At 59.4% G+C, this 23850-nt stretch carries 23 protein-coding genes and 2 tRNA genes; 10 read left to right on the top strand and 15 right to left on the bottom strand.

Annotation, left to right across the window (positions count from 1 at the left end):
• Window positions 1-132: 132 nt before the first annotated feature.
• Window positions 133-1197: a 23S rRNA (cytidine(2498)-2'-O)-methyltransferase RlmM gene (gene rlmM, locus C2846_RS15065; protein ID WP_080050199.1), complete on the top strand. Its 1065-nt coding sequence runs from the start codon at window positions 133-135 to the stop codon at window positions 1195-1197.
• 19 nt (window positions 1198-1216) lie between these two features.
• On the opposite strand, the gene C2846_RS15060 is transcribed toward rlmM, so the two are convergent.
• On the bottom strand, window positions 1217-1501 hold the full coding sequence (locus C2846_RS15060) for an antibiotic biosynthesis monooxygenase family protein (RefSeq protein ID WP_080050200.1): 285 nt from the start codon (window positions 1499-1501) through the stop codon (window positions 1217-1219).
• Between the two features lie 132 nt (window positions 1502-1633).
• On the opposite strand from C2846_RS15060, the gene tusA reads away from it, so the two are divergent.
• Entirely contained in the window at window positions 1634-1876 is a 243-nt protein-coding gene (gene tusA / locus C2846_RS15055; RefSeq protein ID WP_080050201.1) for a sulfurtransferase TusA, read from the top strand.
• 9 nt (window positions 1877-1885) lie between these two features.
• Here tusA and C2846_RS15050 read toward each other — a convergent pair whose 3' ends face one another.
• Both C2846_RS15050 and C2846_RS15045 read right to left on the bottom strand, forming a co-directional pair.
• On the bottom strand, window positions 1886-2959 hold the full coding sequence (locus tag C2846_RS15050; RefSeq protein ID WP_080050202.1) for a DUF3080 family protein: 1074 nt from the start codon (window positions 2957-2959) through the stop codon (window positions 1886-1888).
• Window positions 2960-3024: 65 nt separating this feature from the next.
• Entirely contained in the window at window positions 3025-4437 is a 1413-nt protein-coding gene (locus C2846_RS15045; RefSeq protein WP_080050203.1) for an MATE family efflux transporter, read from the bottom strand.
• A 226-nt stretch (window positions 4438-4663) separates the two neighbouring features.
• Here C2846_RS15045 and C2846_RS15040 point away from each other — a divergent pair, with 226 nt between their 5' ends.
• Entirely contained in the window at window positions 4664-5200 is a 537-nt protein-coding gene (locus tag C2846_RS15040) for an elongation factor P hydroxylase (protein WP_080050204.1), read from the top strand.
• A 1-nt stretch (window position 5201) separates the two neighbouring features.
• On the opposite strand, the gene C2846_RS15035 is transcribed toward C2846_RS15040, so the two are convergent.
• Complete coding sequence (locus C2846_RS15035; protein WP_119701835.1) at window positions 5202-6113, bottom strand: alpha/beta fold hydrolase; 912 nt, start codon at window positions 6111-6113, stop codon at window positions 5202-5204.
• Window positions 6114-6675: 562 nt separating this feature from the next.
• On the opposite strand from C2846_RS15035, the gene pdxB reads away from it, so the two are divergent.
• Complete coding sequence (pdxB, locus tag C2846_RS15030; protein ID WP_119701834.1) at window positions 6676-7824, top strand: 4-phosphoerythronate dehydrogenase PdxB; 1149 nt, start codon at window positions 6676-6678, stop codon at window positions 7822-7824.
• On the opposite strand, the gene C2846_RS15025 is transcribed toward pdxB, so the two are convergent.
• A complete protein-coding gene (locus C2846_RS15025) occupies window positions 7814-8029 on the bottom strand; it encodes a PA1571 family protein (protein WP_131038227.1) in 216 nt (71 codons plus the stop codon). The two genes, pdxB and C2846_RS15025, sit on opposite strands and share 11 nt — an antisense overlap.
• A gap of 88 nt (window positions 8030-8117) precedes the next feature.
• Between C2846_RS15025 and C2846_RS15020 the strand changes: the two genes are divergently transcribed.
• Window positions 8118-9248 (top strand): ATP-NAD kinase family protein, encoded by a 1131-nt coding sequence (locus tag C2846_RS15020; RefSeq protein WP_119701833.1) that lies wholly within the window; start codon window positions 8118-8120, stop codon window positions 9246-9248.
• Between the two features lie 101 nt (window positions 9249-9349).
• Here C2846_RS15020 and htpX read toward each other — a convergent pair whose 3' ends face one another.
• The 3 genes from htpX to C2846_RS15005 form a co-directional block, all read right to left on the bottom strand.
• Window positions 9350-10240 (bottom strand): protease HtpX, encoded by an 891-nt coding sequence (gene htpX / locus C2846_RS15015; protein WP_080050208.1) that lies wholly within the window; start codon window positions 10238-10240, stop codon window positions 9350-9352.
• A 116-nt stretch (window positions 10241-10356) separates the two neighbouring features.
• A complete protein-coding gene (locus C2846_RS15010; RefSeq protein WP_119701832.1) occupies window positions 10357-10800 on the bottom strand; it encodes a hypothetical protein in 444 nt (147 codons plus the stop codon).
• 8 nt (window positions 10801-10808) lie between these two features.
• Window positions 10809-12020, bottom strand: a complete 1212-nt coding sequence (locus C2846_RS15005; protein ID WP_080050210.1) for a pyridoxal phosphate-dependent aminotransferase — start codon at window positions 12018-12020, stop codon at window positions 10809-10811.
• A gap of 110 nt (window positions 12021-12130) precedes the next feature.
• Here C2846_RS15005 and msrB point away from each other — a divergent pair, with 110 nt between their 5' ends.
• Window positions 12131-12523 carry a peptide-methionine (R)-S-oxide reductase MsrB gene (msrB, locus tag C2846_RS15000; RefSeq protein ID WP_080050211.1) on the top strand — a complete coding sequence of 131 codons (393 nt, stop codon included), beginning with the start codon at window positions 12131-12133 and terminating at the stop codon, window positions 12521-12523.
• 44 nt (window positions 12524-12567) lie between these two features.
• Window positions 12568-13062: a glutathione peroxidase gene (locus C2846_RS14995; RefSeq protein ID WP_080050212.1), complete on the top strand. Its 495-nt coding sequence runs from the start codon at window positions 12568-12570 to the stop codon at window positions 13060-13062.
• Window positions 13063-13106: 44 nt separating this feature from the next.
• Here C2846_RS14995 and C2846_RS14990 read toward each other — a convergent pair whose 3' ends face one another.
• A complete protein-coding gene (locus C2846_RS14990) occupies window positions 13107-15449 on the bottom strand; it encodes an ATP-binding protein (protein WP_080050213.1) in 2343 nt (780 codons plus the stop codon).
• 134 nt (window positions 15450-15583) lie between these two features.
• Here C2846_RS14990 and C2846_RS14985 point away from each other — a divergent pair, with 134 nt between their 5' ends.
• Entirely contained in the window at window positions 15584-16483 is a 900-nt protein-coding gene (locus tag C2846_RS14985) for an ATP-binding protein (protein ID WP_119701831.1), read from the top strand.
• On the opposite strand, the gene C2846_RS14980 is transcribed toward C2846_RS14985, so the two are convergent.
• Both C2846_RS14980 and C2846_RS14975 read right to left on the bottom strand, forming a co-directional pair.
• Entirely contained in the window at window positions 16457-17140 is a 684-nt protein-coding gene (locus C2846_RS14980) for a glutathione S-transferase family protein (RefSeq protein WP_080050215.1), read from the bottom strand. The genes C2846_RS14985 and C2846_RS14980 overlap by 27 nt on opposite strands.
• 202 nt (window positions 17141-17342) lie before the next feature.
• Window positions 17343-18113: a hypothetical protein gene (locus C2846_RS14975; RefSeq protein WP_131038226.1), complete on the bottom strand. Its 771-nt coding sequence runs from the start codon at window positions 18111-18113 to the stop codon at window positions 17343-17345.
• Between the two features lie 255 nt (window positions 18114-18368).
• On the opposite strand from C2846_RS14975, the gene C2846_RS14970 reads away from it, so the two are divergent.
• Both C2846_RS14970 and C2846_RS14965 read left to right on the top strand, forming a co-directional pair.
• Window positions 18369-18444: transfer RNA gene (locus C2846_RS14970), tRNA-Glu, on the top strand.
• Between the two features lie 16 nt (window positions 18445-18460).
• A tRNA-Gly gene (locus C2846_RS14965) sits at window positions 18461-18536 on the top strand.
• Between the two features lie 65 nt (window positions 18537-18601).
• Here C2846_RS14965 and soxR read toward each other — a convergent pair.
• The 4 genes from soxR to C2846_RS14945 all read right to left on the bottom strand — a co-directional run bounded on the left by soxR (window position 18602) and on the right by C2846_RS14945 (window position 23739).
• The gene (gene soxR / locus C2846_RS14960) at window positions 18602-19078 is read right to left on the bottom strand and encodes a redox-sensitive transcriptional activator SoxR (RefSeq protein ID WP_119701829.1); all 477 of its coding nucleotides are present in this window, start codon (window positions 19076-19078) and stop codon (window positions 18602-18604) included.
• 276 nt (window positions 19079-19354) lie between these two features.
• On the bottom strand, window positions 19355-19753 hold the full coding sequence (locus C2846_RS14955; protein ID WP_080050219.1) for a PA2817 family protein: 399 nt from the start codon (window positions 19751-19753) through the stop codon (window positions 19355-19357).
• 77 nt (window positions 19754-19830) lie between these two features.
• Complete coding sequence (locus C2846_RS14950; RefSeq protein WP_119701882.1) at window positions 19831-22302, bottom strand: acyl-CoA dehydrogenase; 2472 nt, start codon at window positions 22300-22302, stop codon at window positions 19831-19833.
• A gap of 123 nt (window positions 22303-22425) precedes the next feature.
• The gene (locus C2846_RS14945) at window positions 22426-23739 is read right to left on the bottom strand and encodes a spinster family MFS transporter (protein ID WP_080050220.1); all 1314 of its coding nucleotides are present in this window, start codon (window positions 23737-23739) and stop codon (window positions 22426-22428) included.
• Window positions 23740-23850: the final 111 nt, after the last annotated feature.

Raw genomic sequence — 23850 nt, 5'->3', positions numbered from 1 at the left:
AATTTAAGTTTAGCATTGGTCTGATGAGTTTTATTCACGACTTGTTGCGACGAGCCATATCGACCAGGCGTGCTGGTCATCGCTGGCATCCAGCGGTAGAGTAGCCCCCCATTGATTTGACTGGGGTAACCCATGCAGGAATTGTTGTTGCACTGTCGTCCGGGGTTCGAGTCCGAGGCTGCAGCGGAAATGCAGGAGTTGGCCAATGCCTGTGGGTTGGCCGGTTATCCGGTCACCCGTGAGGGGGCGGCTATCGTGCGTTTTGTCTGCCCGGCTGAGGGCGATGCCGGACGGCTGATGCGCAAACTGGACTTCCAGAGTCTGATCTTTACCCGTCAATGGGCCCTGGGCGACTGGCTTGATGTCGACCCCGAGGACCGTATCACCCCAGTCATTCAGGCTTGCGCCAAGGGGCCGCTGGCCTCTTTGCTATGGTTGGAGACCGCCGATACCAACGATGGCAAGGCTTTGGCGGCACTGCTTAAGAAGCTGCGCAAGCCGCTCGAGAGTGCTTTAGGCAAAACCCGGTTCCTGCGTCCGAACAAGACAGAACTGCCGCGCCTGCATCTGGTATTCGAGAGTGGTGAGCGGCTGTTCGTCGGTTGGTCCTGGGCCAACAATGCCGCGCCCTGGCCGATGGGTATTCCGCGGTTGCGAGTGCCTCGTGAGGCGCCTAGCCGTTCGACGCTCAAGCTCGAAGAGGCCTGGCATCATTTTATTCCCCGCGAGCAATGGGATAGCCGTCTGGCCCCCGGTATGACAGCAGTGGATCTGGGTGCAGCGCCTGGTGGCTGGACCTGGCAACTGGTCAACCGGCACATGAAAGTGATTGCCGTAGACAATGGGCCGATGAATCGCAAGTTGATGGAGAGTGGACAGGTTGAGCATGTGCAGGCCGACGGCTATCTGTTTCGGCCCAAGCGCCCGGTCCATTGGATGGTCTGTGATATCGTCGACAAGCCTGCCCGCAGCAGTGCGCTGCTGGCAACCTGGCTGTCCCGGGGCTGGTGCCGGGAGGCGATCATCAACTTCAAACTGCCGATGAAACGGCGTTATCAGGAAGTCATGCAGTGCATGGCCCATGTCCAGGATGCTTTGGATGAGGCTGGGCTGGAAGCCACGCTGGCTTGCAAACAACTTTATACCGACCGCGAAGAGGTTACCTGCCACGCCCGGATTGTGCGTGGTCACAGGTAACCCGACGCAGACTCGCCTCCTACAGTGGCTCGAGCAGGGTGATTTTTTCCTGCTCCTGCAGCATGGCGGAGAACGGGCCGATGCTTTCCTGGCGCTCGGGCGAGTTTTCCCAGCGTTCCCAGGAATGGCGGTTCAGCCAGGTCACAACCACGACCCGGTGATTGGGGCGCTCCAGATCACGGTATGACTCACCGGAAATGAAGCCGGGGGATTGGATGGCTTTCTGCAGCACCTGGCGCGCCACTTCTTCGTAGGGTTGCTCGAGGCCTTCGGCAATGACACGTTCGATCATTACTTTGATCATGGAATTTCCTTAAAACAGGCAGATAAAACCGGAGCTTTTCAGACTCCTGTCTATAGTGTCGGTCGGCTTCGCTCGGCTGGCAAGTGGCGGGTATTTACCGGATAATCGGTCCGTACCCTGTGGATCAATGGCATGACTGATTTTGCGAACGAACACCGTCAACTCGATACCTGTGGTCTGACCTGCCCCGAGCCGGTCATGATGCTGCACAATGCCGTGCGCGACCTGGCTGCTGGCGAATTGCTGGAAGTGTTGGCGACTGACCCCTCGACCCAGCGTGATATCCCCAAGTTCTGCGGATTTCTTGGTCATGCCTTGCTTGAGCAGCGTGAAGAGGCTGGAATTTTCCATTACCTGATCCGCAAGGCGGGTTGACTCTCCGCATTACTCGTTGCGAGCAGCTTCCCAGCCAGGCTGGCCTGGCTGCAGCTGACAGCGTTCCAGTACCTGCAGCCAGGCCTGGTTATGGCGCTGTACGCTGGCCTGAAAACTTTCCCACAAAGCCTGTTCATGACCACTCAGGCGCTGCAGATAAGCCGCGGTTGCCGGTGGTATTTCGGGCACCTCGCGCAGGTGCGTCAACTGCTGCTGCCAGGGCTGGCCGAGCCGTTGGGCCTGGGCCAGCAGCGGCTGGATCTCGCCGGCATAATAGGTCACGAAGACGTTGAACAGAATTCGTGATTGCGGGGTAGGTTGGCCCAGCGGGCAGAGCCGGGCGGCTCTGGGGCTTTCCAGCATGGTGCTGGCTTGATTCAGCGTGTGGTTCAGACGGGCCAGGCTGTGGATCAGCTGGCCGCTGCGTGAGCTGCGCTGCAATGCTTGAAATAACGGGTCAAGCACCTCACGGCTGGGGGGTAATTGCTCGGGCAGCGCCTGGCCAATGCCGCTGAGCTCAGCCAGCGCCTGCAGAGCCAGGGTGTCAGAGATGCTCGGATCTGGCGGTAGTGGCTGGTCGGCAAAGCGCAGGTAGTATTCGAATTCGCTGCTGGCGTTCAGGGCATTCCAGAATACCGCTGGCAGGCTGGCCCGCTTGGCGGCACCGATGTCTTCGAGCTGGGTTTTCAATTCGCTGCGTCTGGGGTCGTCGGCAATCACCAGCAGGCACTCGTCGAGCGCCTGTAACAACTGCCCTTCATGCGCCAGTCGGTGGCTGGCCGGCATCAATCGGCCGAGGCTGCTGTTGCGTTCGCTGATGCGCTGCTGCAAGGCGTGGCAGTGTCGTGACTCCACCACCAGATCCAGCAGGCTCAAGCGTTGCTCGGCCACCGTCTGTACCCGTTCACGTCGCTCGGGCATTCGGTAATGACTCAAATGACGTGAGTCAAAGTGACTGACGGGCTGCTCAAGTACTCGGCCCAGACGAGTCAGATAGTTGTCCATCTGGCGGCTGGCCGGCGCACCAACGTCACAACCGGTCAGCAGCAGGGCAAGACTGAGCAGTGCGATGAGAGACTTCATCGTCGAACTCCAACAGGGCTGCTTTCAGTATGCCACGCGGTTAATAACTACTGCCAAATCGTAGATTACGGCGAGTGTCGGGGCTGCCTGCGTTTGGCCTCATGACGTTTGCGGCGGGCACCAACCCGTGCCAGGCGAATCGACAGAAACAACGCTGCGGCGCTCAGGCCGATGATCAGCCCCTGCCAGAAACCGGCCGGCCCGCGGGCTGGGCCGAGCAGATCGGTCAGCCCCAGTACATAACCGCATGGCATGCCGACCAGCCAGTAGGCGATGATGGTCAGCAGCATGGGCCGACGAGTGTCCTGATAGCCTCGCAGGGCGCCGGCACAGGCCACTTGCAGGGCATCGGAAAACTGATACAGCGCGGCGTAGAACAGCAGGCTGGCGGCCAGGGCGATGATTTGCTGATTGTTGGTGTAGATCAACGGAATGCGATCAGCCAGCCACAACACCAGCGCAGCGGAAAACAGTGCATAGAACAATGAACTGACGATACCGACCTTGGCGGCGAACAGCCCGGCCCGGGCGCCATGGGCGTTGAGGTTGTGGCTGACCCGCACGGTGATCGCCAGACCCAGGCTGAAGGGCACCATGAACAGCAGTGAGGTGAAGTTCAGGGCCAGTTGGTGGCTGGCGACCACAATCTCCCCCAGTGAGCCGATCAGTAGTGCGATAACCCCGAACATGCTGGTTTCAGCAAACAGCGCGATGCCGATCGGCAGGCCCAGCCCGAGCAACTGGCGCTGGGTGAGCCAGCTTGGCCAGTCAAAACGGGCGAACAGGCCGCTGGGAGCAAAGTGTGGTGAGCGCTTCAGATAGATCACCATGCACAACAGCATGAACCACATCACCAGGGCCGTCGCTATCCCGCAGCCCAGTGCGCCCAGGGCCGGAAAGCCCAGCTTGCCGTAGACCAGCACGTAGTTGGCAGGGATGTTGAGTAGCAGGCCGGCAAAGCCAATCAGCATGGTCGGCATGGTACGTGACATGCCATCGCTCAGAGCGCGCAGGGCCTGGAACAAGGCGACGGCCGGAAAGCCCATGGCGACGGCCCGCAGGTAGGCCATGGTCGGGTCGATCAGGCTCGGCTCCACCTCCATCAGGATCAGGACGGGCTCCATGGCGCTGAGAAACAATCCGCACAGACAGCCCAGGAGCAGGCCAAGCCATAGCCCCTGGCGTATCAGCGTACCGGTATCAGCCAGACGGCCAGCGCCGTGGCTGGCAGCGACCTTGGAGGTCAGGATCATCAGAGTGCCGGTCAGAAACAGAAAGGTTGGCACCCAGAAAGCGTTGCCCAGCGCCACGGCAGCCAGCGCCTGGGCGCTGAAGCGTCCGGCCATGGCGGTGTCGACAAAACCGAGCAGGGTATGGGCGGTTTGGGCGGCGATAATCGGCAAGGCAAGCCAGATCAGGCTACGCAATTCTGTTACACTGCGCCGCCACCGAGTGGGGTTGGTCTGTCCTGAAGTCATGGGGCAGGGATGGGCTCGACAAAAGCGGCTCATCGTATCAAGTTACTCACTATTGTCTAGGGAACCTATGAAAAACTACCTGCGTTGGCAATACTGCGTTAAAAACAGCCTCAAAATGCTCATTTACACCACGTAAACTGCGCTTTTTCGGCTGTTTTTTCGGGGCCGCCATCGGCCTTGTCTTGCCTGTCTCGCCTACGTTTTTCAGAGGTTCCCTCGCTCGCTGATGAACCACGACTACCAGGATCTTGTCCGTATTTTCTCCGAGTGCTTCGAAGCCGAGTACAACACGGTACTGGTGGCTGGTGCTGACGAGCCTGAGTATCTGCCGGCCGATGCCGAGCATCCGCGTCATCGGATTATTTTTGCCCATGGTTTCTTTCGCAGCGCCCTGCATGAGGTGGCCCATTGGTGCGTTGCTGGGCCGCAGCGGCGTTTGCTGGCCGATTTTGGCTATTGGTATGCTCCCGACGGGCGCAGCGCCGAGCAGCAGCAGGCGTTTGAGCAGGTTGAAGTCAAGCCACAGGCCTACGAATGGCTGTTCTGTCAGGCTGCCGGTCACAAGTTCCGGGTCAGCCTGGACAATCTCAATGGTGAGCCTACCGATTCCAGCTTATTCAAGCAGCGGGTGCTGGAGCAGACTCTGCACTTTCTGAACGCCGGACTACCCGAGCGTCCAGCCCGATTTGTCCAGGCCCTGCTGGCGTTCTACCGCCCGGGAGTCCGGCTGCAAGCTGCGGACTTCAGCCTCGAGCAGTTGTAGCTCAGCCTGGAGCACCGGCCCGGCCGATATCAAACAGTGGTTCATCGCTGCTCAGCAGGCTGAAACGGGGCTGGCTGCTGCGGGTCGGTGCCAGACGCAGGAAACTCATGATTTCATCACGGGTCTGCTGCCAGGTGGCCTTGCTCTCCAGATCAAGGAAGTGTCCGGCGCCGCGTATCGTGGCAAATCGTGAACGTTCGATATAGCGACCAAAGCCATGGGCGTCATCGGGGGTGGTGTAGATGTCCTTGTCGCCGTTGATGAACAGTACCGGAACATCGATGCGCTCGGCGTTGGTCATATAGCAGTTGGTATCTTGCTTAAGCACCTGATTCACATGAAAAGCCATTTGCAGGTACTCATGGTCGTCCAGGCTACTGATGTGGCGGAAGTTGTAGCGTTTGTAGAGTGAGGGCAGGTGCTGGCCGATGGTCTCGTTGATCAGGTCGGCGACGCCTGTGCGGTCGCAGGCGATCAGGCGTTGCACGCCGGTTTCCAGGTAATCGCTCATGGCCGGGTTGATGACCGGGGAGAAGGCCATGATGACTGCCTTGCGGATGGCACGGGGGCGTTGGGCCAGAGCCAGCAGGGTAGAAGCTCCGCCCCAGGAGAATGACAGCAGGTGATCGGCTTCGAAGTAGTCGATCAAATCGAGCAGAATCCGGGCTTCCTGCTCCTTGGTCACTGGTTGGCTGTGGTCGTTGTGGGGTTTGGATTGGCCGGCATAGGGCTCATCGAAACAGACCACGTTGAAGCAGGGCTGCAGATAGCGCACGGTCTGGGCAAACGAGGCGGTAGTCGCCAAGGAGCCGTTGACCAGAATAATGGTGCCTTGCGGGGCCGGGCTGGCGTAATAGGCGGTATGAACGCGGAACAGCCCTTGACTGCTGACCAGTGAGTGAGTTGCTTTCATTGTACATCTCCCGGCATGCCTGAATTGAAAGGCATACGACAAGCGCCGCATGCGATTGCATTGCTGGGCAGTTGGCAACAGGCCATGAAAAGCACAAGGTGGGCCCTTGGACGATCGGCAGGATCGAGGGGTTTGTTATTGGTGGGCTTGCGGGTGGGAAGGACAGCACCTGTGCTGGTAATGGGTCGTTACCGTGTATGCACAGGTGTTCAGGCAGGTCCTTCAACAAAAAAGGGTGGCGAGCACCCGGTCGTATCGTGGCGTCTTAGAGTGTTCTCGAAACTTTCAGGTCACAAAAAGACTTTATGGGCTCAGTTAAGCAGTGTCTTGCTGATGATGCAAGCGGGCGCCTATTGGCTCCGGATGAACGGCAATACTGGACGGGCCGGGTGGCAGCCGGGACAATCGCGATACGCCATGTTCACTCGGTTGCTGGTGGGCTGTTATGGACACGCTGTGAACCCATCCATGGGCGCTCGTAGATGCCATCCATAGCATCTAACGGTCCAGAGCAGCCCAACAGCAACCGAGCTACTGTGTCCAGGCTAATGGAGACGCTTAGATGCATATTGTTGCCGATGAAAACATCCCTCTGCTCGATGAGTTCTTTGCCGGGCTTGGAAGTATTACCCGCTTGCCTGGTCGGGCCATAGATCGTGCTGCCTTGCGTCAGGCTGATGCACTGTTGGTGCGCTCGGTGACCCGGGTCGATCAGGCGCTGCTCAGGGATACGCCGGTACGGTTTGTTGGCACTTGCACCATAGGCACCGACCACCTGGATCTTGATGGTTTGCGCGGGTCCGGAGTCAGCCTGGCCAGTGCGCCGGGTTGCAATGCCCGGGGGGTGGTGGAGTATGTGCTCAGTTGCCTGCTGACGCTGGCCGAGCGCCGCGCTACCGACTGGCGCCAGCAGCGAGTCGGGATTGTCGGGGTGGGGGAGGTCGGTACCCGCTTGGTCCGGGTTTTGGCCACGCTGGGTGTTGAATGCCTGCTGTGTGATCCACCTCGGGCGGCGCGGGGCGAAACAGGTTTTGTCGGGCTGGATGAGCTGATCGCCCAGGCTGATGTGATCAGTCTGCATGTGCCGCTGAGTCGTGAGGGTGCTCACCCGACCTGGCATCTGTTCGATCAGGCTCGGCTGCAGGCTTTGCGTCCGAACGCCTGGCTGATCAACAGCAGTCGTGGCCCGGTGATCGACAATGCCGCGCTGGAACAGGTTATGACTGAGCGTCAGGATCTGGCGTTGGCGCTGGATGTCTGGGAGCACGAGCCCTGGGTTGCCCGTTCACTGGCGGCCCGCTGTGAGTTGGCCACTCCGCACATCGCTGGCTACAGCCTGGATGGCAAGTTGCGCGGCACCGAGCAGATCTATCAGGCGTTTTGCCGGTTTCTGGGTATTGATCCCGAGTTGTCGCTGGAGCAACTGGCGCCGCAGGATGGGTTGGCTGAGTTGCAGTTGAGCGCGACAACGCCAACGGACTGGATGCTGAGCCGGGCGCTGCGCTGGGTCTATGATGTGCGCGATGACGATGCCCGGTTTCGTCGGATGTTGGCCGAGGCTGTGGATGATGCGGCTTTGCGCGCCGGCTTTGACCGGCTGCGCAAGGATTATCCGCTGCGGCGCGAATGCGCCCATCTGCGCCTGAGCGCGGATGCAGGGCTGTCGGCCGAGCTGGCGCGGCTGTTCAGCGAACTGGGGTTCAGCGTCTGATCTGAGCCTGGCGGGCGGCCATGCTGCTGCATTCAAGTGCCCGGCAGGCTTGCTGAACCATTTGCTCGGTAATGGCGATTTCCCGTCCCTGCTCATCAATCAGCCAGCCACCGGTCGATTGCACCGAGGGCTGATGGGCAGCAGGGGTGTTGGCGATATTGTGCAGGGCGTTCAGGTTCACGGAATGCTCTCTCTTTTCAGTCATGGCTTGGTTGCCTGCTTTCGTGCTTACGGGCGCAGGATATGGCACCACAATGACGACTTTGTGACACATGGCACTGACAGGGGTTGTAATGCAAACACCGTTCCGACTTGGACTGATCATCAATCCGCTGGCGGGTCTGGGTGGGCAGGCGGGGCTTAAGGGGAGCGATGGCGTGGCCGAACAAGCTCTGGCTATGGGTATCGAGCCTCGAGCCCAGGCCCGTGTGCGGGTGGCTCTGGAGGCCTTGCTGCCGCTGCGTGAGCGAATCCAGATTCTGAGCGCACCCGGCCCGATGGGGGCGGACCTGCTTGGCGAGATGGGGTTCGACTTCGAGCAGATTGGTGAACTGGCTGGAGCACATACCAGTGCTGCGGATACCGAGCGCATTGCCGCCCAGATCCAGGCCCAGGGGGTTGATCTGCTGCTGTTTGCCGGCGGCGATGGCACGGCGCGCAATATCTGCCACAGCGCCCGTCCGGGGCAACTGGTATTGGGCGTACCTGCCGGGGTCAAGATCCACTCTGGGGTTTATGCGGTCAATCCGCGTGCGGCGGGTGAACTGGTCAGTCTGCTGGTGCAGGGGGATCTGGTGCGTCTGGCCGAGGCGGATGTCCGCGATATCGACGAGGAGGCCTTCCGCCAGGGCAGTGTGCGCACCCGGCACTACGGTGAGTTGGCAGTGCCCCAGGAAGGGCGCTTCGTTCAGCAGGTCAAGCAAGGCGGGCGCGAGCTGGAAACCCTGGTGCTCGATGATATCGGCGCCTGGTTGCAGGAGGAGCAGGCCTCAGACCGGTTCTGGATCATGGGGCCGGGCTCGACCACGCTGGGCTTGCTCGAGACCATGGGGCTGGAGGGTACCTTGCTGGGTGTGGATGTGCTCTGTGATGGCGGACTGATCGCTACCGATGTCAGCGAGCCGCAGCTCTGGGAGCTGATGCAGCGGGGGGGAGAGTGGCGCATTCTGGTGACCGCAATTGGTGGTCAGGGCCACATCCTCGGGCGCGGGAATCAGCAGATTTCATCCCGGGTGGTGCGTGCTGCCGGGCTCGATAATCTGTTGGTGGTGGCGACCAAGACCAAGCTCAAGACTCTGCATGGCCGGCCGTTTCTGATTGATAGCGGTGACCCCGAACTGGATCAACAGTTAACCGGGCTGCGCCGGGTGCTTAGTGGCTATCGCGAAGAGATGCTGTATCCAGCGAGCTGGAAGGCGGAGTAGCCTGAGCAGCGTTCCCACACGAAGCGTGGGAACGCTTATTAATTGCACGCAAGCTCAGCGCCAATTGGGTCAGCACCGAAACTGATTTAATCAGTGTTCCCTTAGCGGTAGTTGCCGGCCCGCAGCGCCGCAATCCGCTGCTCCAGCGGCGGGTGGCTCATCAGCAAGCCAGCCAGGCCGTGCTTGAGATTGGCGTTGATGCCGAAGGCAGTCAGTTCGCCAGGCATTTCCACCGGAATACCCTGCTCGGCACGCAGGCGCTCCAGCGCCGCGATCATGTTGCCGGCTCCGGCCAGTTGGGCACCGGCGGCATCAGCGCGGTATTCACGCTGGCGCGAGAACCACATGACGATGATGCTGGCGAGGATGCCTAGAATCACTTCGGCAAAAATGGTGGCGATGAAGTAGCCGATCCCCGGACGACCACTTTCGTTCTTGAATACCGCCCGGTCAACGAAGTTGCCGATGATGCGGGCGAAGAACATCACGAAGGTGTTGACCACGCCTTGAATCAGGCTAAGGGTGACCATGTCGCCATTGGCAACGTGACCGATCTCATGGGCCATGACCGCGCGTACTTCGTTGGGACTGAAGCGTTGCAGCATACCGTCGGATACCGCAACCAGCGAGTCGTTGCGGTTCCAGCCGGTAGCGAAGGCGTTGGCGGCGCGGGAGGGGAAAATGGCCACTTCAGGCATGCCGATGCCGGCTTCGCGGGCCAGTTCGGTGACAGTCTCGACCAGCCACTGCTCCTGGCGGGTTTGTGGCTGGGTGATGACCCGGGCTCCGGTGCTACGCTTGGCCATCCATTTGGACAGGAACAGCGAGATAAAGGAGCCGGCAAAACCGATGATGGCGCAGAAGACCAGCAGGCCAGTCAGGTCCATTCCGCCCTGACCATCATGGATGCCGAGCCCCAAGATGCTCAGGGTAATGCTGGCTACCAACACAATCGCCAGGTTGGTTGCCAGGAATAAAAGTATGCGCATCATACGGTTGTAGCTCCCATCGAAAGTAAAATCTACGGCCTGGCCAGCGCCTTCGCAGGCAAGCCATGGTCCTTTGTGTGGTTATATTGGGTGATTCCTGCTGGCTTTCAATTGTCAGTCTATTTCAAATCGTAAGCGCTGCCGGATTTGAAGCAGTGGCGTACCGCTTCGGCCAGTTGACTGGATGAGCCGCTATGTAGTGCTTCGCGCAGTTTCTGCGCCAGGGTTGCGCGCTGATGGGCGACACTGGCAGGCAGTTCAGGCTGTTGCCAGTCGAGGCGCGGAGTAGACAGCAGGACAAAGCCGCGTTCGCTCAGACAGCACTGATCCAGACCTTCCTGGCGAATGCTGCCGGTATGGCGCAGGAAGCCTTCTTCGGCGAGCCAGAGCATGGCGCTGAAACAGGCCATGTGGCGAGGGGCGGGCACGCCGAAAGGGTCCGGTTCGTGCTCGCCGATCAGATCGACGACGAACAGCGTCGTCGGCCGGGGAAAACTGCTGTACAGACTCAGCAGTATGCCGGCGACGTCGCGGTAAAAGTCCTCGATGTGCAGGTCCGCCATGGCGCCGGTTACTGCCGGTAATCCTTGAGGAAGTTGGCGATCCGGCCGATGGCCATTTCCAGATCGTCCTTGCGTGGCAGCGAGACGATGCGGAAGTGGTCGGGCCACGGCCAGTTGAAGGCGGTACCTTGCACCACCAGGATTTTTTCCTGCAACAGCAGATCAAGGACCATCTTTTCATCGTTGTGAATCGAATAGACCTTGGGGTCCAGGCGCGGGAACAGATACAGGGCGCCCTTGGGCTTGGTGCAGGTTACACCGGGAATCTCGTTCAGCAGTTCCCAGGCGGTGTCACGTTGCTCCAGCAGGCGGCCACCCGGCAATACCAGATCGTTGATGCTCTGATAGCCGCCCAGCGCGGTCTGGATGGCGTGCTGCGACGGTACGTTGGCACACAGGCGCATGGAGGCAAGGATATCGATGCCTTCGATGTAGCTCTGGGCGCGCTGTTTAGGGCCGCTGATGATCATCCAGCCGGAGCGGAAACCGGCGACCCGATAGGACTTGGACAGTCCGTTGAAGGTCAGGCACAGCACATCCGGGGCAACGGCGGCCAGCGATTCGTGCTCAGCGCCGTCGTAGAGAATCTTGTCGTAGATTTCGTCGGCGAACAGAATCAGGTTGTGCTCACGAGCTACCTGAGCCAGTTGTTCGAGCATGTCACGCGAGTACACCGCGCCGGTCGGGTTGTTCGGGTTGATTACGACCATGGCCCGGGTGTTGGGGGTGATCTTGCTGCGAATATCTTCGATATCCGGATACCAGTCGGCCTGCTCGTCGCATAGGTAATGTACCGGTTTACCGCCGGACAGGCTCACGGCGGCAGTCCAAAGCGGGTAGTCGGGGGCTGGAATCAGCACTTCATCACCGTTGTTGAGCAGCCCCTGCATGGCCATCACGATCAGTTCGGATACACCGTTGCCCAGGTAAATGTCTTCGATGGTGACGCCGGGAATGCCCTTGGTCTGGGTGTAATGCATGACCGCCTTGCGTGCCGAGAACAGGCCTTTGGAGTCGCTGTAACCCTGGGCAGTAGGCAGGTTGAGGATCACGTCCTGGAGGATTTCCTCCGGTGCTTCGAAGCCAAAGGGTGCAGGGTTGCCGATGTTCAGTTTGAGGATCCGATGACCTTCTTCCTCGAGGCGCTTGGCGTGGCGCAGAACCGGTCCGCGAATGTCATAACAAACGTTGGCCAGTTTATTTGATTTGCTAACCTGCATGGTGCTTACCTTGTGATCCCTGGGGGCTGTACCGGCGGAGTAAAACACGCATCATACGTTGTGCGACACTGACTGGGAAAGCCCGTTATCAACATCCCGAGGAGACCGGTATGGAGAAAGTGACCAAGTCCGAACAGGCCTGGCGAGATCAGCTTGATGAAGCGCAGTACCACGTGTGCCGGTTGAAGGGGACCGAGCGCCCGTTTACCGGGGCGTATTACCACAATACGGTTCCAGGGCGTTATCACTGCATCTGTTGCGATGCCGAGCTGTTCGATACCGAAACCCAGTTCGATGCCGGCTGTGGCTGGCCTAGTTACTACGCGCCGGTGAGTGAGCAGGCTATCGCCACTGCCGAGGATTTCAGTCATGGCATGCACCGGATTGAGGTGCTCTGTGCGCGCTGTGACGCACATCTGGGGCATGTGTTTCCCGATGGTCCGCCGCCGACCGGATTGCGCTATTGTATCAATTCGGTGGCATTGCGCCTTGAGCCGCGTTAGTCCCAAATCGTCACCCCTGAACCAGCCGAGCCAATGGAGCCAGCATGACAACATACGATAATCCGCTGCATATCCCCTGTACCACCATCGACAACCGTGAGATCACCCTGGCGGAGTTGGGTGGCAAGGCTTATCTGGTGGTCAATACCGCCAGCAAGTGCGGCTTTACGCCGCAGTACAAGGGGCTGGAGGCCTTGGCTCAGGAGTATGGGGAGCAGGGCTTGCGGGTGGTGGGTTTTCCCTGCAACCAGTTTGGCGCCCAGGAGCCGGGTGATGAGGGACAGATCGCCGAGTTCTGTGAACTCAACTATGGGGTGAGTTTCCCCATGTTCAGCAAGGTTGAAGTCAACGGCGCCAATGCCCATCCGCTGTATGTGCAGTTGAAGAAAGCTGCACCAGGGCTGTTGGGCAGTGAGCGGATCAAGTGGAATTTCACCAAGTTTCTGCTCGATGCCAATGGTCGGGTGATCAAGCGCTACGCGCCGACTACCGCGCCGGAGCAGCTTAAGGGGGATATTGAGGCGCTGCTCAAACGTTAAGGAACCTACGTTTTCAGAGGCCCCTTAAAATATCCTTGGGGAGGCTAGTGCCTCCCCAGCCACTTCTCCAGCAACGCCTGTAGGTCTTCACGTTTGAACGGTTTGGCCAGATAGTCGTTCATGCCGGCGGCTTCACAGCGCTGACGGTCTTCCTGCAGGGCGTTGGCGGTCAGGGCGATCACCGGGATTTTTTGCCAGCGTGGGTCGGTACGCATCCGGCGGCTGGTTTCATAGCCATCCAGAACCGGCATGTTGCAGTCCATCAGTACCAGATCATAGCCCTGCTGTTCCAGACGGTTCAGTGCGGCTTCGCCATGCTCAGCGACATCGACCTGATAACCCAGCCGGCTCAGCATGCCGCGAGCGACCATCTGGTTAACCATGTTGTCTTCCACCAGCAGGATGTGCTGGCCGGTCTCTTGGGCCCGGTTGCGCTCCTGTTCGACTCCTGCGCGGGTGTTATCGAACAGTTCGTCAATGGCTCGAGCCAGGCGAGCGCGAGCAGGAGGGCTGGCGACCTGAAGCTGCACATTGAGCGATTTGGCTTCATCGCTGGGCAGCAGCAGCGGATAAGGGCAGATCAACATTCGCGGTATTTCGATGCTCATTTCCCCCAAGCGCCTGGCCAGTATCGGGCTGTCGAGCAACCAGACGTCGGCCTGCAGGCAGGGGTGTTGTGGTGGTTCATCATCGGGCGTGTAAGTCAGCAGTTCACAGTTCATGCCCCAGTGACACAGCAGCTCTTTGAGGATGCTGCCCTGGCGGCGTCCCTGCTGATTCCAGACCACTACCTTGCGCGCGGTGGGGTAGGCGTAGCTGGGCTCGTTCTGGGCGGTTTCCAGAGGCAGGCTGACGGTGAAGGTGCTGCCCTGTTCGGGGACCGAGATGACCTGCAGTCGCCCCCCCATGGCGTCGCTCAGGCTCTTGCACAGCGCCAGTCCAAGACCTGTGCCGCCGAACCGGCGCGATATGTGTACATCGGCCTGGGTGAAGGGGGAGAAAATGCTGTCCAGCGCATGTTCGGCAATGCCGATGCCGGTATCGGCCACGCTGATATGGACCCACTGCTGCCGGCTGTCACTGGTGTCCAGTCGCAACCTAAGGCTGACATGGCCGTTTTCGGTGAACTTCAACGCGTTGGACAGCAGGTTGCTGGCGATCTGGCGAATCCGGGTTGGGTCGCCATACATTTGGCCAGGCAATTGCGGGTCGATCTGGCAGGTCAGTTCTATATCCTGTTTGCCGGCGTTTTGCGACAGCAGGCTGGCGGTATCCTCAAGCAGGGCCCCGAGGTCGAAGGCGATATGCTCGAGTTGTAATTTGCCAGCCTCGAATTTGGACAGGTCGAGAATATCGTTGAGCAGTTCGACCAGTACCTTGCCTGAGTCGTAGGCTATCGAAAGTTGCTGGCGTTGTTCGTCATTGAGCGGGCTGTCCAGGGTCAGGCCGATCATTCCCAGCAGTCCGTTGATCGGTGTGCGAATCTCGTGGCTCATGTTGGCCAGAAACACCGAGCGGGCCCGGGCCATATCCAGCGCTTCTTCGCGCGACAGCTCCAGCTCCTGGTTGGATAGTCGTAGTTGGGCGTTGGTTTCTTGTAATTCGGTGGTGCGGGCCTCGACGATACTTTCCAGCTCCTCAAGGTACTGGCGCAGGCGTTCTTCGGCCCGCAGTTTCTGGCGCATGCTGACATCAATGCTCTGCAACTGGTGGTTGATCACTTCAACCAGGGCGCCGATTTCGTCGCGCTCGTGGCCGTCGGGGCAGGGCAGGCGGCTGCGTTCTTCTTCGGCCTTCATGTTCAGCAGGTCGATGATCAGGCGGACCAACGGCTTGGTCAGCATGGCGTAGAACAGCACCATCAGGATAAGTGACAGCACCAGACTGAGGATGAATCCAGACAGCATGGTCAGTCCGGCGCGACGCAGGAAGCTGGCGCCTTGGTGGAAGGTGTCGACTTCGATGACCAGATGGCCTAGTAATTCATCGGTGACATGCTCGACGAACAGCGGCTGGGAGTAGTCGCGGCGGCGCTCGAATAGCGCGTCACTGACCGCGCGATAACGGCTCGAAGCCATGGGCCGACTGACGCTGGCCAGGGCAACGCCGTTGCTGTCGATGATCTCGGCACGCACTACTGGTGGCGCCTGAAGCAGACCGTTGACCAGTTCCAGAGCCAGTTCGGCGTCAATGTTGTAGGCAATCCGCGAGGCGGGTCCGAGGCTGACGTTGATCTGGGCCTGAACCTCGCGGTCGATGGCCGCATCCTCGGAGTGGTAGTCCACCAGCACCTGAATCAGCCCCAGTAGGATGCCCAGAATGAATGCGGCCAGAACCCCCAGGCGCGCCTGTTTGAACGAGAGTCGATCGGTAAAGCGTATGTTCATCAGTTTTGGGGAGCATCCTGCCGTCGTTATGCTGTTGAGCTTAGCTTAGTTTGTCTTTGGATCGCAGTCCGTGTTGTGGTGCCCAATGCGCGCGCATGGCATTCTTGGTCAGTTGTTAGCTAGGAGATTCTGTCATGAGTGAAATCACCCAGACCCGCTTTATGCAACGGGTGGTGGATTTTCTGGAGCGTATGGAGCAGGGCATGCCGTCTCAGCCGCAAGCGGTGGACTGGAACACGGTGTTGGCGGCGCGCTGGGTGGCTGAAGGTGAGGGCGGGCGTTTGCGGGCGCTGGAGGTCAAGCTGGATACCGGGCTGGATGATCTGGTTGGGGTGGATCGCCAGAAACAGTTGCTGCAAGCCAATACCGAGCAGTTCGTGGCCGGGCTGCCAGCCAATAACGCCCTGCTCTGGGGCGCTCGCGGGACTGGTAAGTCATCGTTGGTAAGGGCCCTGTTGGCTGCCTATGCCGGGCAGGGGCTGCGCCTGATCGAGATCGACAAGGCCGATCTTTTGCATCTGCCGGCCCTGGTTGAGCATATTCGAACGGAGCCGTGGCGGTTTCTGCTGTTCTGTGATGATCTGGCCTTCGAGTCAGACGATCAGGCCTACAAGAGCTTGAAAACCGTGCTGGATGGCAGTGTTGAAGCCAGTCCGGATAACTTGCTGCTCTATGCCACCTCCAACCGCCGACACCTGTTGCCGGAGCACAACAGCGACAATCTGGGTTCCAGCATGGTCGATGGTGAATTGCATCCGGGCGAGGCGATCGAGGAAAAGATCGCGTTGTCGGATCGCTTTGGGCTGTGGGTTTCGTTCTACCCGTTCAGTCAGGAACATTACCTGAATGTGGTGCGCCATTGGTTGACGCAGTTGAGTAGACAGTATGGGCTGAACTGGAGCTGGTCCGAAGACTTGCAGCAGGAGGCGCTGCGCTGGGCCCTGGCGCGTGGCAATCGCAACGGGCGCTGCGCTTACCAGTTTGCCAGGGCCTGGGTGGGTAAGGCGTTACTGGGGCTGAGTGAGGCTACCTGAGGCCTTTTCCTTCATCTTGCCCACCAGTTGATGCTCGGCGGGCAAGAGGGCGCTGACAGTTGAGCGAGCGCTGACCTGACTCAGCAGGGATGACAGGTTGGGCCAGCGCAGCTCGTCGATCAACTCGCCGGCATGGGCGAGGTTGATCAACTGGCAGGTTACGGCGATATCAGCCAGTGTCAGGCGCTCGCCGACAAAGTAGCGGCGGCCATCGAGCAGCCCTTCCAGATAATCGAACAGCGGCGGCAGCCGATCGTCCAGTGCCTCACGGACCTGGGTCTCATCACAGTGCTGGCCTATCACCGGCTTGACGATACGGTTGCGAAATACTGCAAAGGTGGCCCAGGGGGCCAGTTCATAATCGGCGTATTTTTCCAGCCAGCGTACCTGGGCTGCCTGTTGTGGGTTGTCGCCGTACAGGCTGGTCTGGCCGTAGGTGTCCTCCAGGTACTGGGCAATCACGGCTGAATCGGCCAGGTTCAGTTCGCCGTCACGGATCGCCGGGATACGGCCAAGGGGGCTGATATCCCGATACCAGTCCGGTTGTTGGAAGGGCGGCACTGGGACGTGCTCGTGGGCGATGTCGTGTTCGGCCAGTACGATGCGGACTTTGCGGACAAACGGGGAGAGGATGGCACCGTAGAGTGTCAGGGGCATATGTGCGGGTTCCAATACGGGTTAGGGAAGTAGCGATTAAATCAGTTTCAGTGTTGGCCCAATTGTCGCTGACCTGTTCTGGACACGCCGTGAATACATCCATGTAGGCTCGTAGATGCCATCCCTGGCATCTAACGGTCCATAACAGGTCAGCGACAATAGGGCTACTCAGATTGTGTGCAATTAATCGCTGCTTTCTTAGTCAGTCGTCGTAAACGGCCTTTTTCTTCCAGGCTTCGTCGCTTTCTTCCATTGCCTTAAGGCCGGCAGCCAGCTCGGTATTGTCATCACTGCTGGTGTGCTCATGCTGGGCTGCCAGTTGCTCAGCCTGTTGATGCTGGTGTTTGAGTCGCTGCAAATGTTCGGTGTAGGCGGGATTGTTGTGCTTTTGCAGGTAACTGATGGCACGCTCGTACTGCAGTTTCGCCAGGCGTGGCTTGCCCTGGCGCATGGCCTGCTCGGCCAGGCTCTGGAACAGTTCCAAGGCGGTATTGATCAGGAACTGGCGGATCTGGGCGGACCAGCGTTGCAGGGCGGGCTTGTCGATCAGCCCGTCCTTGTGGGCCTGGGTCAATAGTTTGTGCAGGTTTTCAAGCATCAGGCGCACGTCTTTGGCCTGGGCTTCGCTGGTGACCTTAAGCGGAGGGTTGTTGACTTCCGGCTCTGCGCTGCTCAATTGTTGGCGGGCACTGTCCAGGCGTTTGCCAGGGCTGTCGTTTTTACGGTCAACCTTGACCAGTTGCTCGAGCAACTGAACTTCCAGACGCAGCAGCAGACTTTTCAGTTCGGGACTCATGAACTGCCCCGGCAACTGTATGCTGACGGTATCGCAAACGTTGAGTCGGGCATTGAGGTCGGCTACCTGGCGCGCGCGTTCAAGCCGGGCACGTTCCAGACTGTGATTGATGAAGCCGATGCTGATCAGAATCAGCAGACCACCTATGACCAATGCACCAATCAGTAATGGGGACACGGTTTATCTCTCTTATGTCGCTTGGAGCTTATGGCAAGCTTCCAACTTAATACTCTGACATGCAAGTGCCTTTTGCGTCGGGACGCAATTCCCCGAAAAATCAGGGGTTGGAAAAAAACCTGAAAAAATATTGAGTTGAGGGGTTGACGGTGTTGGAGGGGGTGCATAAAATGCGCGCCACTTGCAGCGAACACGGCAACGCGGAAGCAGCAAGTAGTCAAAGTCAAGGCTTTGGCAGGTGAAGACCGGATATGTGTCCCCTTCGTCTAGTGGCCTAGGACACCGCCCTTTCACGGCGGTAACAGGGGTTCGAGTCCCCTAGGGGACGCCACTTCGGCGTCAGATTTGCGGGAATAGCTCAGTTGGTAGAGCACGACCTTGCCAAGGTCGGGGTCGCGAGTTCGAGTCTCGTTTCCCGCTCCAAATTATCAAAAAAGCCGCCTTTCAGGCGGCTTTTTTGTGTCTGTTTTTCGGCCGGGCTGCCTGGGTCATGATTGCGATTCGTCGCTGGGGCGCTCCAGAATCCTGGGGCCGGAACCCTGCTCGGCAAGTACGTCATCAGGATTGCGTAGCGGGCAGTCAGCCAGTGACAAGCAGCCACAACCTATGCAGCTATCGAGTTCATCACGAAGACGGGTCAGTTTCTGGATTCGCTCGTTGAGGTTGGCTCTCCAGTCTGAAGAAAGTTTGCGCCATTGCTCTGCGTCCAGTTTGTTGCCTGCTGTGTAGTTGGCAAAGGCTGTTTTGATTTCTTCCAGGGAGATGCCGGTGCGTTGGGCCACCTTGATGATCGCGATATGCCGGAGTACGACGGCCTGGAACCGGCGCTGGTTACCGGCTGTGCGCAGACTTTTGATCAGTCCTTTGGATTCATAGAAGTGCAGTGTCGAAATGGCGACCCCGCTACGTTTGGCCAGTTCGCCGATGCTTAGCAGGCGTGTGGAGTCGGGCGTATTTTTTCTCATTACTGGTTATTGACCTCAAGTTTGCTTGAGGTTTTGTAGTGCGTCGCGCCAGGTTTGGCAACCGTTTAAATACTCTGGCTGCTGCGGCTTTGTCAGGTTTTTTTACTGCTGACGATCCTGATAGTCCACCGTTTCTGGGCTTTGCCCTTGAGCATGTGTCGGTGATGGGTGGGCTGATCGCCGTTGCAGTGGCAAGTCACGCCCGCCGGGAGCTACGCCTGATTGATGAGTGGAAGCCGCGGACTTGAGAGTCGCGAGTCCCTCTCGCGCGTGGATTCAGCTTTGCAGCAGTTGTTTGGCCTGGGCCCAGTCGAAGGTTTCGCCGCGGGCTTCGGCCTCCGCTCGGTGTTCGTCGAGAAGCTGATACTGGGCAATTTCCTCGTCGGGCATGAAATGCAGACAGTCGCCACCGAAGTACCACAGCAGGTCGCGGGGGATCAGGTGGGCAATCTGCGGGTAGCGGCTGATGATCTGGCAAAGCAGTTCCTGGCCCAGGTACTGGCTATCGTGCTCCTGGCGTTCCATGGCGTCTACCAGCTCAGCGAAGCGCTCGAGAAACAGCAGGTTGCTTTCCTCGGGAACCTGTTCCATCAGCACCGCTTGCGCACGCAGGGTATCGTATAGGCTGTGCAGCAGGGCCAGATGGTAGGTGTGGTAGCTCAATGGGGTAGACATCGGGGACTCCAGACAGGCTTGAACCGCGCGAGTGTAGCAAAATACTGCACTCGGCGGTCCAGTGAGCTGACACTGAGTTACTCAGTGGTAGCTTGAGTCTTGCTCTTGCGGGGCTTGGGTTTAACAGGGCTCATTTCTTCCTTGGTGAAGTCATCAACCTCGATTACCGCGCGCCGCGCATCGCGAGCGATACGCATCAGGTCAGCCTCTTCGGCACTGAAAAGGCCGCTGGTGACGGCTGCATCAAGCTGAGCCTCGGCGTCACCTGCAGGAATATCGCCGTTGGCCACGGCCCGGGCCAGTTTGGTTTCCAGCGGGTCGGCCGCGATGACCTTTTCCAGGGTGTAGTTGAGCAGCCCGGTGACGTCTTCTGGATCATTGCTGCGATAACAGCCGGCCAGTAACCGGTCGCGGGCGGCGCCTGGGGTCATTAGCCGGCGAGCGACTTCGGCTCCGGTCTTGTCGGCCGGTGGTTTGAGCCGGCGTCCGAGCGGGAAGATAATGGCCCGCAGGGCGATGCCCAGGCGGCGGTCGGGGAAGTTGAGCAGAATTTCATGCATGGCCTGCTCGGTCTTGGCCAGCAGGTCTTCAACACCCCACTGTACAAAGGGCAGGTCCTCTTCCGGCGAGCCCTGATCCTGATAGTGCTTGAGGGTGGCACTGGCCAGGTAGAGATTGCTGAGTACGTCGCCGAGGCGGGCGGACAGACGTTCACGACGTTTGAGTTCACCGCCGAGCATCAGCATGCTGATGTCGGTCAGGGTTGCGAAGGCCGCCGCCAGACGGTTGAGCTGGCGGTAGTAGGGGCGGGTTTCGGTGTTGCCGGGGGCTTTCCCGATACGTCCGCCGCTCAGGCCCAGTAGCAAGCTGCCTGCCGCATTGCCCAAGGCAAAGCCGATATGTTCGAACAGCAGGCTATCGAAGCGCTCTATGGCTTTGTGCTGGTCGCTTTCCTGGGTGGCGGCCATCTCCTTGAGCACGAAGGGGTGGCAGCGGATCGCGCCTTGACCAAAGATCATCATGTTGCGGGTCAGGATATTGGCGCCTTCGACAGTAATGGAAATCGGCACTGACTGATAGCCGCGACCCAGATAGTTCTTCGGTCCCATACAGATGCCTTTGCCGCCGTGTACATCCATGGCGTCGTTGAGGCATTGGCGCATACGTTCGGTCAGGTGGTATTTGACGACCGCCGAGAGAACCGAGGGCTTCTCGCCGAGATCGACTGCGCCAACGGTCATGGTGCGGGCGGCATCCATTACATAGGTGTTGCCGCCGATCCGGGCAAGAGCTTCCTGGATGCCTTCGAACTCGCCAATCGGCAGGTTGAACTGGCGGCGGATCCGGGCATAGGCGCCGGTGGTCATGCTGGCCATCTTGGCGGCACCGGTACTGCCGGCCGGTAGTGAAATAGAGCGACCGACCGACAGACAGTTCATCAGCATTTTCCAGCCTTGGCCGATCATGCCCTGCCCACCGATCAGGTAGTCCATGGGAATGAATACGTCCTTGCCGGAGTTCGGGCCGTTCATGAAGGCAGCGTTGAGCGGGAAGTGGCGGCGGCCGATCTCGACGCCGGGGGTGTCGGTTGGGATCAGGGCCAGGGTTATGCCAAGTTCATGTTGTTCGCCAAGTAATTGATCAGGGTCGTAGACCTTGAAGGCCAGGCCGAGCAGGGTGGCGACCGGGCCCAGGGTGATGTAGCGCTTCTCCCAGGTGAGTCTGAGCCCCAGTACTTCCTGGCCTTGCCACTGGCCCTTGCAGACGATGCCCTTATCCGGCATCGAGCCGGCATCTGAGCCGGCCTCGGGCGAGGTGAGGGCAAAGCAGGGAATATCTTCGCCACTGGCCAGGCGCGGCAGGTAGTGGTCCTTTTGGGCATCGGTGCCGTAGTGCATAAGCAGTTCGGCCGGCCCCAGCGAGTTTGGCACCATGACGGTGCTGCCCAGATCGCCGCTGCGGCTGGCCAGCTTCATGGCTATTTGGGAGTGGGCGTAGGCGGAAAAACCTTTGCCGCCGTACTGTTTGGGAATGATCAGGCCGAAAAAGCCGTTGCTTTTGATGAAGTCCCAGATTGTCGGGGGCAGGTCCTGACGATGGGTGGTGATGTCCCATTCGTCGGTCATGCGGCAAAGTTCTTCCACCGGGCCGTCAAGGAAGGCTTTTTCCTCGTCGCTCAGGGTCGGTTTGGGGAAGTTATGCAGCTTGTTCCAATCCGGCTTGCCGCTGAATAGCTCGCCGTCCCACCAGACGGTCCCTGCGTCGAGTGCTTCACGCTCGGTGTCGGATAACGGTGGGAGTACCTTGCGAAACCAGTTGAACAGTGGCGTGCTGATGCTGGTGCGGCGCCAGTCTGTCATGTTCAGAGGGATGGCGATACCCAGGAAGGCGGCCCAGAGCAGCAGGTCCAGCAGCCAGTGGACAGGTCCGAAAACGGTCATTATCAGCAGATATGCCGCGGTGGCGATGCAGCCATTGAGCAGGCCGCTGCGCATATAAGCCAATGCAGCGATCCAGAGTACCAGGCCGATCAGCCATAGCAGGGTCAACATTTAGCGCTCCTTTCCAGTTGCCTATGCCAGAACTCAGCATAGCCGGTTTGCCGGGTGATATCGAAAGGAAGGCTGTTGCAGGGTGTTGGCGGGCGTTGGAACGCCCGCCAACAAGAGCTTTCAATGCTCTACGCGGCTGAGATCGGCAGGCAGGGTGCGGCCGGCCAGATAGTAGTGGAAAGATGCCCAGATGTTGATGAAGGCGGCACCGAGCAGGGCATAACGCAGACTGTCGTTTTCAAACAGGGTGCGCATCAGGTCACTGGCTATGCCGATCAGTTGCGGACCAAAGCCGAGGCCGACCAGGTTCAGGATGAACAGCATGATGGCCGATGCCAGGGCCCGGCTGCGCAGCGGGGTCAGGCTCTGGATCATGGCGAAGCTGGGGCCTAGGTAGAAGGCGCCGAGGAATGCGGCCGGCATATAGATCACCAATGCCCAGAAGGTGCTGTCGACCAGATAGAAAGCCACGATGAAGGGGATGGCCAGGATTTTGGCCAGACCGACGATCCAGGCGTTCCAGCTCTGGTTGCGGGCCGCCAGACGGTCGGCCAGAAGGCCGCCGATGAAGGCACCCAGGCCGCCGACGATGCCCATGACCGGACCGAGAAACAGGCCTACCTGGCCGGGGGTAAGGCCGTGGCTGCGAATCAGAAAGGCCGGCCCCCAGACGATGCTGCCATAACCGACCAGTGCAGTAAGAGTCACGCCGATCACGACGTGCCGGGTAGTGCGCACCTGCCACAGTGAGGCAAACCCGGCGCGAACATTGACCTTGCCCAGAGCAGCTGGTTTGACACCGTCGGCATGGCCGCGCGGTGGTTCGATCAGGGTGTAGCGCACCAGCAGGGCAATCAGCAGGCCGGGTAGTCCGACGACGAAGAAGGCTGCTCGCCAGCCCCACCATTCAGCGACGAAGCCACCGACCATGAAGCCAATCATGATGCCGAAGTAAACACCCAGGGCGTAGATCGACATGGCGCTGGAGCGCTGTTCTTTGGGATACAGGTCGGAAATCATCGAGTGTGATGGCGGACTGGAGCCAGCCTCGCCAATCCCGACCCCAATCCGGGCTGCAGCCAGTTGCCAGAAGTTCTGGGCCAGTCCGCAGAGTGCGGTCATGGCGCTCCAGATGGCGATGGACCAGGCAATGATGTTGCGTCGGTTGGAGCGGTCGGCCCAGATGGCGATCGGAATGCCGAGTGTGGCGTAGAACAAGGCAAAGGCAATGCCGGACAGAAAACCGAGCTGGGTGTCTGACAGGAGCAGGTCGGCCTTGAGTGGTTCGATCAGAATGCCGACGATATTGCGGTCGACATGGCTGGAAGTGTAGGCCAGGACCAGAATGATCAGGGCGTAGCGACGATAGGCCGGAGTAATGCGACTGGCCGGGTCATCGTTGACCGTGGCCGGGGTATCGGGCACGAGTGCCATGGGGGTGTCTCCGCTGGGGGAATTGTTGTTGTCTAGTGCATCGAGCATAAGGTGGCGCGGGGGCGCCCCACAATCGACCGGCCGGTCACATTTGTAGAACTTTTGTAATCG

Source organism: Pseudomonas jilinensis (assembly GCF_003586265.1).
In the GTDB taxonomy this organism is placed as follows: Bacteria; Pseudomonadota; Gammaproteobacteria; order Pseudomonadales; family Pseudomonadaceae; genus Halopseudomonas; species Halopseudomonas phragmitis.
Note: the sequence above shows the minus strand (reverse complement) of the source record. Positions and strands in the feature narration are given on the sequence as shown.